General features: G+C 41.3%; 12 protein-coding genes. All 12 read left to right on the top strand.

Annotation, left to right across the window (positions count from 1 at the left end):
• Positions 1–304: 50S ribosomal protein L13 (rplM, locus tag WBJ10_RS16750; RefSeq protein ID WP_424292362.1), on the top strand; the 304-nt coding region annotated here is incomplete at its 5' end.
• A 9-nt stretch (positions 305–313) separates the two neighbouring features.
• Complete coding sequence (gene rpsI, locus WBJ10_RS16745; protein WP_305366380.1) at positions 314–700, top strand: 30S ribosomal protein S9; 387 nt, start codon at positions 314–316, stop codon at positions 698–700.
• Between the two features lie 18 nt (positions 701–718).
• Complete coding sequence (gene rpsB, locus WBJ10_RS16740) at positions 719–1,576, top strand: 30S ribosomal protein S2 (protein ID WP_424292360.1); 858 nt, start codon at positions 719–721, stop codon at positions 1,574–1,576.
• A 122-nt stretch (positions 1,577–1,698) separates the two neighbouring features.
• Complete coding sequence (tsf, locus tag WBJ10_RS16735) at positions 1,699–2,538, top strand: translation elongation factor Ts (protein WP_424292358.1); 840 nt, start codon at positions 1,699–1,701, stop codon at positions 2,536–2,538.
• 56 nt (positions 2,539–2,594) lie between these two features.
• Positions 2,595–3,704 (top strand): N-acetylglucosamine-6-phosphate deacetylase, encoded by a 1,110-nt coding sequence (gene nagA, locus WBJ10_RS16730; protein WP_424292356.1) that lies wholly within the window; start codon positions 2,595–2,597, stop codon positions 3,702–3,704.
• Between the two features lie 24 nt (positions 3,705–3,728).
• The gene (pyrH, locus tag WBJ10_RS16725; protein WP_424292354.1) at positions 3,729–4,436 is read left to right on the top strand and encodes a UMP kinase; all 708 of its coding nucleotides are present in this window, start codon (positions 3,729–3,731) and stop codon (positions 4,434–4,436) included.
• Between the two features lie 47 nt (positions 4,437–4,483).
• A complete protein-coding gene (gene frr / locus WBJ10_RS16720; protein WP_424292352.1) occupies positions 4,484–5,047 on the top strand; it encodes a ribosome recycling factor in 564 nt (187 codons plus the stop codon).
• 274 nt (positions 5,048–5,321) lie between these two features.
• Complete coding sequence (locus WBJ10_RS16715; RefSeq protein WP_424292350.1) at positions 5,322–7,076, top strand: ABC transporter ATP-binding protein; 1,755 nt, start codon at positions 5,322–5,324, stop codon at positions 7,074–7,076.
• A gap of 30 nt (positions 7,077–7,106) precedes the next feature.
• On the top strand, positions 7,107–7,352 hold the full coding sequence (locus WBJ10_RS16710) for a PLD nuclease N-terminal domain-containing protein (RefSeq protein WP_424292348.1): 246 nt from the start codon (positions 7,107–7,109) through the stop codon (positions 7,350–7,352).
• 39 nt (positions 7,353–7,391) lie between these two features.
• On the top strand, positions 7,392–7,610 hold the full coding sequence (locus WBJ10_RS16705; protein WP_424292346.1) for a PLDc N-terminal domain-containing protein: 219 nt from the start codon (positions 7,392–7,394) through the stop codon (positions 7,608–7,610).
• Positions 7,607–7,822, top strand: coding sequence for a PLD nuclease N-terminal domain-containing protein (locus tag WBJ10_RS16700; protein ID WP_424292344.1), 216 nt, complete (start codon positions 7,607–7,609; stop codon positions 7,820–7,822). The genes WBJ10_RS16705 and WBJ10_RS16700 overlap by 4 nt, the downstream gene beginning before the upstream one ends.
• Positions 7,823–8,104: 282 nt before the next feature.
• The gene (locus WBJ10_RS16695; RefSeq protein ID WP_424292342.1) at positions 8,105–9,172 is read left to right on the top strand and encodes an IS110 family transposase; all 1,068 of its coding nucleotides are present in this window, start codon (positions 8,105–8,107) and stop codon (positions 9,170–9,172) included.
• Positions 9,173–9,227: the final 55 nt, after the last annotated feature.

Below are 9,227 nucleotides of genomic sequence, written 5' to 3'. Positions count from 1 at the left end.
ATCGTACACCCCACACGTAGACTGCGGAGATAATGTTATCGTTATCAATGCAGACAAAGTAAAACTCACAGGAAACAAGTTTGCTGAAAAGCAGTACGTTTCCTACACCGGTTATCCTGGTGGGCAGAAATTCATTTCTCCGAAAGAGTTACTGGCTCAGCATCCTACCCGTGTGGTAGAGAAGGCTGTACGTGGTATGTTACCTAAAAACAGTTTGGGCCGTGCATTGTACAAAAACCTGTTCGTTTATGCAGGTTCAGAACATCCGCATGCAGCGCAAAATCCTACAACCATTAAACCGTAATTAAGAGAAATGTCAACTACAAACACTTCAGGAAGAAGAAAAACCGCAGTTGCACGCATTTATCTAACAGATGGAAGCGGCAACATTACCGTAAACGGTAAAGATTACAAGGAGTATTTTCCAACATTGCCATTACAATATATCGTAATGCAGTCAACCGAAGTTTCTGAATCAACAGGAAAATTCGATGTAACTGTAAACGTTGCCGGCGGTGGTGTTAAAGGACAGGCAGAAGCCGTTCGTTTAGCAATTGCCAAGGCTATTGTAGAGCTGGATCCAGAGAAAAAACCTGCATTGAGAGCAAAAGGCATTATGACCCGCGATGACCGTATGGTTGAGCGTAAGAAACCAGGTCGTAAGAAAGCCCGTAAGAAATTTCAATTTAGTAAACGTTAATCTCAGGAGGATCAGACAATGGCAAGAACAACATATCAGGATTTATTGGATGCAGGTGTACATTTTGGTCACCTTACCCGCAAATGGGATCCGAAAATGGCACCGTACATTTTCATGGAGCGTAATGGCATCCACATTATAGATTTAAATAAAACATTAACAAAATTAGAAGAAGCTGCTGCTGCGATTAAACAAATCGTAAAATCAGGACGTAAGATCTTATTTGTTTCTACTAAGAAACAAGCTAAAGATATCGTTGCTGAGCAGGCGCGTTCTGTAAACATGCCTTACGTAACCGAGCGTTGGTTAGGTGGTATGTTAACTAACTTTGCAACCGTTCGTAAATCAATCAAGAAGATGTCTAACATCGACAAGATGACTAAAGACGGAACTTATGATGTTTTATCGAAAAAAGAAAAATTGATGATTCAGCGTGAGCGTATCAAATTGGAGTCCCTTCTTGGAGGTATTGCTGATCTGAACCGTTTGCCAGCTGCATTATTTATTATCGACGTGAAGAAAGAGCACATCTCTGTTGCTGAGGCGATGAAATTAAACATCCCTACATTTGCAATGGTTGATACTAACTCTGATCCGTCAAACATCGACTTCCCTATCCCGGCTAACGATGATGCTACAAAATCAATCACTTTGATTACTGAAGTTATCATGAAAGCTATCCACGAAGGATTGGACGAGCGTAAACGCGAGAAAGAAGAAGAAGCTGATAAAGAAGCTGCTTCTGCAAAAGCTAAGATTGATACTGAAGGCGAAGCGAAAGACGAACCAGCTACTCCGGGCAAACGTACCCGTAAAGCTACAAGTCCTGAAGGCGTTGCAGTTGAAGCAGAGCCTGAAGCGAAAAGCGAAGAGTAATTTCGATAAAAATCCCCGGTGCTTTGGGGAGGTCCCCACTTTGGCGGGGATGACAATAAATTATAATTTTAATAATTACAGGACCACCCATAAAGTGGTCCTGTATTAAATAAAGGAAAAACATGTCTACAGTACAAATTACTGCCGCAGATGTAAATAAGTTACGCCAGCAAACCGGAGCCGGTATGATGGATTGCAAAAAAGCATTAACAGAAGCAAACGGCGACTTCGAAGCTGCTATCGATTACCTTCGTAAGAAAGGTGCTAAAGTTGCTGCGAGCCGTCAGGATCGTGAATCAAATGAAGGTGTAGTTATCGCAAAGACAACTGCTGACGGGAAACGCGGTGTGATCATTGAGTTCAATTGCGAAACTGATTTCGTTGCAAAGAATGCTGATTTCGTTGCTTTCGCAAACAGCATCGCTGACTTAGCTGTTGAGAAAAACCCTTCTTCTCTTGAAGAATTAACTAATCTTGAGCTTAACGGCGAGAAATTAGCTGATACCATCATTTCTCAAACAGGAAAGATCGGTGAGAAAGTTGGCGTTTCTAAATTCGAAACTGTAACTGGCGAGAAAGTTATCGCTTACATCCACGGAAATTACCGCTTAGGTGTATTAGTTGCCTTGAGCGCTAATCCTGCAAGTGCTGATGAAGTTGGTAAAGACGTTGCCATGCAAATCGCAGCTATGAACCCGGTAGCTATCGACAAGAATGATGTAGATTCTAAAACGATCGAGCGTGAGCTTGAAATCGCTAAAGATGTGATCCGTGCCGAAGGTAAGCCTGAAGAAATGGTTGAAAAGATCGCTGCAGGTAAACTAAACAAATTCTATAAAGACTCTACTTTATTAAATCAGGAGTTCGTTAAAGACTCATCCAAGTCTGTAGCGCAGTTCCTTAATGATGTGGACAAAGGCTTAACCGTTACCGCATTCAAGCGGGTTCAGTTAGGAGCTTAATATTATAATCCTCTCCAAATCGGAGGGGATTTTTTTTGCCTAAATATTTTTGATCTATGAGTATTGCCCTTATAAATGCTGCATTATTTACTGGAACTGAGAAACTCGAGAATAAAGCCCTTTTAATTAAGAACGGGCTAATTAGCTCTATTGTAGATTCTACCGAAGTTCCTGAAGGATTCCAAAAGGTAGACCTTAGCGGGATGAATGTCGCTCCTGGTTTAATAGATCTTCAGATCTATGGAAGCGGTGGCAAATTATTCGGAGGGATACCGGATGTTGCAGGGCTTGCGCAGATGGAGAATGATCTTCTGGCGCAGGGTACAACAGGTTTTATGGCAACGGTAGCAACTAACAGCGACGAGGTTGTGCTTAAAGCTATCGATGCAGCAAAAGTATACCGCAAAACGGCTAAAGGAAACTTTCTTGGCCTGCATCTCGAAGGGCCATACCTCAATGCGAAACGCAAAGGTGCCCATCCTGAAAAGTTTATTAAAAAGGGAAGCCTGTCAGAGATAAAAAGCTGGGTTGAACGTGCTGAAGGTGAAATTAAAATGGTTACCATCGCGCCGGAACTGCAGGACCAGGAACTGATCGACTATCTTTACTCTGAAGGTATCATCATTTCCGCAGGACATAGCAATGCAAGTTATGAAGAGGCCATGGACTTTCTGAACCAACCTGTTCAGGCTGCAACGCATCTTTTTAACGCGATGCCACCAATCCACCACCGTGAACCGGGATTAGTTCCCGCAATATTTAAACTTAAACCTTATACAAGTGTTGTAGCTGATGGGATCCATGTTGGTTTCCCGATGATAGAACTGGCTAAAAGGGAATTGGGTAATCGTTTGTTTTTGATTACAGATGCCGTTACTGAAGCGAACGATGGCAGTTATCAGCATGTATTTACCGGCGATCGGTATGTTATGCCAGATGGAACTCTTTCGGGATCTTGTTTAACGATGCTAAAAGCGGTAGAAAACTGTGTTGAAAAGGTAGGTATCTCCCTGGAAGAAAGTCTTAGAATGGCTTCGACATATTCTGCTGAATTGTTGAAAGGCTATAAGCTGGGCTTACTAAAACCGGGCTTCGAAGCAAATATCATCGTTTTCGATAATGAGTTCAAACAACACAGTACATACCTTTCGGGGAAATTAATTTAATAACTTTATAAAAACATACTCTTCATGAATTACAAACGTATCCTGTTAAAATTAAGCGGGGAATCATTAATGGGTGAAAAGCAATACGGAATCGACATCGACCGTGTGGCACAGTATGCGAAGGACATCAATGAAGTTCATGCTCAGGGAGTTGAAATTGCCATTGTAATTGGCGGCGGAAATATTTACCGCGGATTAAGTGCGGAGAAAGCTGGTATGGACCGTGTCCAGGCTGATTATATGGGGATGCTTGCCACTGTAATCAACAGTATGGCTTTGCAGGATGCATTGGAGAAAACTGGTGTTAAAACCCGCTTGCTGACTGCCATTAAGATGGAGCAAATCTGCGAGCCGTTTATTCGCCGTCGTGCTGTTCGCCACCTGGAGAAAGGCCGGATTGTTATTTTCGGTGCCGGTACTGGAAATCCATATTTTACAACTGACACGGCAGCGTCTTTAAGAGCCGTAGAAATCAACGCAGATGTGGTTATGAAAGGAACCCGCGTTGATGGAATCTATACTGCCGACCCATTGAAAGATCCAACAGCAACACGCTTCGACGAAATTAGCTTCACGGATGTGTACGAGAAAAGTTTAAATGTGATGGATATGACAGCCATTACATTATGTCAGGAAAATAATCTTCCGATCATTGTATTTGATATGAACAAGCCGGGTAATTTCAAAAAGATTGCGAATGGCGAGCCCATTGGAACTTTAGTAAGAGGTTAGTAGTATATAATCCTTTTTATATATTTTTACAGATCGAAAGTACCATTATGAACGACCTTATAAAGAAACAATTAGACGATGCCAGAAGTCATATGGATAAAGCCATAGAATTCTGTGATAACGAACTCGTAAAGATCCGCGCCGGAAAAGCAATGCCATCCATGCTAGACGGAATTTTTGTGGACTACTATGGCACACCAACTGCACTGGCCCAAATTGGTACAGTAAATACTCCGGATGCTCGCACCCTGGTGGTTCAGCCATGGGAAAAAACAATGCTTATCCCTATCGAAAGAGCAATCATGGAGGCTAACATTGGCTTGAATCCTCAGAATGACGGTGTGGTAATCCGATTGAATGTTCCGCCTCTTACAGAAGAGCGTCGCCGCGACCTGGTAAAGAAGGTTAAAGAAGAAGCTGAAAAAGGTAGAATTGCGGTACGTAATATCCGTAAAGATGCGAATGAGAAGATCAAGCGGACTAAGGGTGAAGGTGTCTCAGACGATGAAATAAAAACTGGTGAAGGCGAAGTTCAAAAATTAACCGATGCGAATATTGTTCGTATTGATAAATTGATGGAAGCCAAGGAAAAAGATATCATGACGGTTTAATTTAATTTGATTGTCATAAGAGAAGGGAATGGGGCGAAAGTCTGTTCCCTTTTTTATTTTTGGGGGAATTTGAGAACCAGGAGCCAAGAACCAAGAGCCAAGAGCCAGGACGTCCACCAAGCGTCAAAACTAGCGAGACATAATCAATCAAGTATTACATGTCTTGATTCTTGGTTCTTGGCTCTTAAAACGCTCTTGGTTCTTGGCTCAATAATTACCATCTTTAACACCCTGAATCTTAACAATATAATCCAACCGGATTAAATACGATCAAATGAAACTCCTAGTTGAATACTTAAAAAACTATAAAGGCTTAATTGCCCTGGCCCTCCTTCTGGCAGCTATAAATCAGATTTTTTCTTTACTGGATCCGTGGATCTTCAGAAAGATAATTGACACTTATGTAACCCGATACAAAGAGTACACAACTCAGGAATTTTTTAAGGGCGCCGGTCTATTAATACTCGCGGCTATGGGTGTGGCTATGGTATCGCGTATAGCTAAAAATTTTCAGGATTACTATGTGAATGTAATTACCCAGCGTCTTGGGGCGAAGATCTATTCAGACGGCCTGGCGCACTCGCTAGAACTGCCTTATTCAGTTTTTGAAGATCAGCGAAGTGGTGAAACCCTTGGCATCCTGCAAAAGGTACGTACGGATACGGAAAAGTTGATAACCGCTTTAATCAATATTGTTTTCACCTCTATAGTCGGTGTAACCTTCGTTTTTATCTATGCTATTAATATTCATTGGTCTATAGCTGTTGTATACATTTCTGTAATTCCAGTTTTGGGAATTATAAGCTCGGTATTAAGCAAAAAAATCAAGGTGGTACAGAAACTGATCGTAAGTGAAACTACTGCCCTTGCGGGATCAACTACCGAATCGCTACGGAATATCGAACTCGTCAAAAGTCTGGGATTGTCAAGCCAGGAAATCAAACGACTGAGTGACGTCACTGATAAGATCCTAAAACTCGAGTTAAGAAAAGTAAAATATGTTAGAAGCCTTAGCTTTATCCAGGGTACGCTTGTTAACCTTTTGCGAAACGGGATACTCCTTTTAATGCTTTACCTGATATTTGCAGGCCGGATAAGTGTTGGCGAATTCTTTTCTCTCTTTATCTATTCATTCTTCATTTTCGGGCCTTTACAGGAATTGGGAAATATCATTAATATCTATAGGGAAACTGAAGTATCGCTGGAAAATTTTAAAAAAATATTAAGTACTCCCAAAGAGAAGAAACCATTCAATCCCCCTAAAATTGGCCGAATTGATCATCTTCGTTTTAATGAAGTAAGTTTCAAACACCAATCAGCAAACAGGAATGCTCTTGAAAACATCACATTCGAAACACAAGCTGGTGAAACGATAGCTTTTGTTGGGCCTTCAGGTTCCGGGAAAACTACACTGGTTAAGTTGCTGGTTGGGCTTTATCATCCCACTAGCGGAAAGGTGCTATATAATAAGGTCTCCGGTACTGAAATCAATCTTGACGAACTGCGTGAAAAGATTGGATTTGTCACTCAGGACACGCAACTTTTCTCCGGAACTATCCGTGAAAATCTTCTGTTTGTACGTCCGGATGCTACCGATGAAGACTGTATGCAAGTGCTGCAAAAAGCGGCCTGCCAGAATTTATTAGCCCGGGCTGATAAAGGTCTGGATACCGTTATTGGGGAAGGTGGTGTCAAAGTTTCAGGTGGCGAAAAACAGCGTTTGTCTATCGCCCGGGCCCTGCTTCGCAAGCCGAATATTCTTGTTTTTGATGAGGCTACCTCATCTCTGGATTCCATCACCGAAGAAGAGATAACAGAGACTATTCGCGATGTATCAGTAATCAGCGATCACATCACAATCCTGATTGCCCACAGGCTATCCACAATTATGCATGCTGATACGATATTTGTATTAGAAAAAGGTTATATCATTGAGTCAGGCAGGCACGAAGAACTGCTTGCGGAAAAAGGACTCTATTATGCCATGTGGCGGCAGCAAATTGGTGAGAAGCAAACCTTGGAAGTTTAGAATTTTCTTTATATTTAATAAAAAAGTGTTATGGAGAAATTGTTATTTCTAAACCTGGGACAGGCCGAACTTTTTTTATTAATGTTGGTCTCTTTACTAGCTATAGTCCCGCTCATTCTGACACTCTATTGTATTTTCGACATATCACGATCGAAATTCAATGATCCCCTTAATAAAGTCCTCTGGGTTCTCATTGTACTTTTTGTTCCTTTAATAGGATCAATACTTTATTTGGTTTTAGGCAGGAGTCAAAAAAAATCTTTCGAGAGTGCTTAAACTTAAGAAACCCTTACTTTTCACTTAACAAATTGGAATATGCTCTCCGAAATAACCCTGGGTCCATGGGAAATCGTCATGGTGGTTTTTGCATTGCTGCCATGGATTGTCTTGGTTCCTTTTGCCCTTATAGATAGCATTCGTTCACCCCGACTGACTGTTGTCCAGAAATTTGCCTGGATCGTTTTTATCATAATTGCTCCGTATCTTGGGGCAATCGTGTACCTCTTGTGGGGTAGAAAACAAAAAATGGTATGATCACTCTTGCAGCTCTTCTTTTTATTGGCGGGTTATTCCGAATCATCTTTTGGATAATCTGGTTTATTCTTTTGTTTATTACTCTAACGGATCTTTTTAAAAGCAGCGCACCTTTAAATACAAAGCTTCTCTGGCTGATAGTTATACTGATAGCACCCATTTTTGGGAGTTTGGTTTATCTATTCTGGGGGAGGCATCAGAGGTCGTTGTAGGCTAGCGCCCGTGCTAATTGTGCTTTGCGTCCTTTGCGAAAACTCTGCGTCCTATGTTTACAAAGCTTTAAATTTATATAATTAAAGTGAAAGGGAATGAGAGCACATTAGCGTCCAAATAGCTCAGGAAGTATATTGCCGCAAAGAAATAGCCTCATTCCTTTTATCTCTTAGAGTTTGAACAGAATGTAAGGAATTATGCAGGTCATAATATCCAGAATAACCAACCAGGAGAAAAGACGAAGGGAGATTCATCACTTTATAAACTAAACACTTAAGCTGATGAAGAAAGTACTAAAACAAGTAGCGGGCGTAGATGTAGCCCAAAACGAACTGGTAGTTACCCTGGGTAAAATGTTTGATGATCTGTCAATCGATCTGTATGCACACAAAGTTTTCAGGAATACAGAGAAAGGCATCTTAACATTGCTTGATTGGGTAAAAAAGCTGACTGACGCGGAAGTGAGCGTTCGTTTCGTGATGGAGGCTACAGGAGTATATCACCAGAAATTTGCCTTTTATCTTTATGCTCAAGATTACGAAGTAAGTATTGTTCTTCCCAACAAAATCAGCAATTATATGCGGACTTTGGAAAACAAGACAATCACGGACAAGAGCTGTTCTGAAGCCATCGCCCAGTTCGGACTGGAGAGGAAGCTGGACCGCTGGCATAAGCCTAAAAAGATCTATCGAAGTCTGCAACAGCTTACCCGTGAACGTGATCAGATCGTCATGGAACGGGTGATGGTTAAAAACCAACTACATGCCGAACAGGCTGAAGCCGAACCCAATGAGCGGAGCATAGAACGCTTAAATGAACGGATGCGATTGTTAAATAAACACGAGAAGGAGATAAAATCCGATCTAAATGAGATTATCAATAATGACACTATCTTAAAAAGCGAAATAACCAATATCTGCAGTATAACCGGTATTGGGGAATTAACAGCCACGATTGTGCTGGCTGAAACGAATGGATTTGAACTAATCAGAAATAAAAAGCAGCTCACCAGCTATGCCGGGCTGGATGTAAAGGAAAAGCAGTCCGGAACATCGGTTAAAGGAAAGCCAAGAATATCTAAAAAAGGTAACCGGCACCTGAGAAAGGCCATGTACCTACCTTCACTCTCGGCAATAAAATATGATGAGAACTTCCGGAATGTATATGTGCGGATCGTATCCAGGCAAGGAATAAAAATGAAAGGATTGGTAGCTGTACAGCGCAAACTGCTGGAAATGATCTACGTGATCTACAAAAGCAAAAATGAATACCGAAAAGACTATACCGATCTGAAAAGAAGTAGCGCACTAAGCCTAAAGGATCAGTACGCTACACAGACTGGTTCTTGACCGTCTTAAAGAACAAAGATAAAAACAATTTTATTTGGAAATCAACACAGAATCT

It is taken from the genome of Daejeonella sp., assembly GCF_049655485.1.
In the GTDB taxonomy this organism is placed as follows: domain Bacteria; phylum Bacteroidota; class Bacteroidia; order Sphingobacteriales; family Sphingobacteriaceae; genus Daejeonella.
The sequence above is the reverse complement of the archived record's forward strand: the minus strand, read 5'-3'. Positions and strand labels throughout refer to the sequence as shown.

Bases quoted from the DNA above. Each gene is read 5' to 3' on its own strand.
- tsf (WP_424292358.1), top strand. From the start codon at position 1,699: ATGTCTACAGTACAAATTACTGCCGCAGATGTAAATAAGTTACGCCAG.
- WBJ10_RS16700 (WP_424292344.1), top strand. From the start codon at position 7,607: ATGATCACTCTTGCAGCTCTTCTTTTTATTGGCGGGTTATTCCGAATC.
- frr (WP_424292352.1), top strand. From the start codon at position 4,484: ATGAACGACCTTATAAAGAAACAATTAGACGATGCCAGAAGTCATATG.
- rpsB (WP_424292360.1), top strand. From the start codon at position 719: ATGGCAAGAACAACATATCAGGATTTATTGGATGCAGGTGTACATTTT.
- nagA (WP_424292356.1), top strand. From the start codon at position 2,595: ATGAGTATTGCCCTTATAAATGCTGCATTATTTACTGGAACTGAGAAA.
- WBJ10_RS16695 (WP_424292342.1), top strand. From the start codon at position 8,105: ATGAAGAAAGTACTAAAACAAGTAGCGGGCGTAGATGTAGCCCAAAAC.
- WBJ10_RS16710 (WP_424292348.1), top strand. From the start codon at position 7,107: ATGGAGAAATTGTTATTTCTAAACCTGGGACAGGCCGAACTTTTTTTA.
- rpsI (WP_305366380.1), top strand. From the start codon at position 314: ATGTCAACTACAAACACTTCAGGAAGAAGAAAAACCGCAGTTGCACGC.
- WBJ10_RS16705 (WP_424292346.1), top strand. From the start codon at position 7,392: ATGCTCTCCGAAATAACCCTGGGTCCATGGGAAATCGTCATGGTGGTT.
- pyrH (WP_424292354.1), top strand. From the start codon at position 3,729: ATGAATTACAAACGTATCCTGTTAAAATTAAGCGGGGAATCATTAATG.
- WBJ10_RS16715 (WP_424292350.1), top strand. From the start codon at position 5,322: ATGAAACTCCTAGTTGAATACTTAAAAAACTATAAAGGCTTAATTGCC.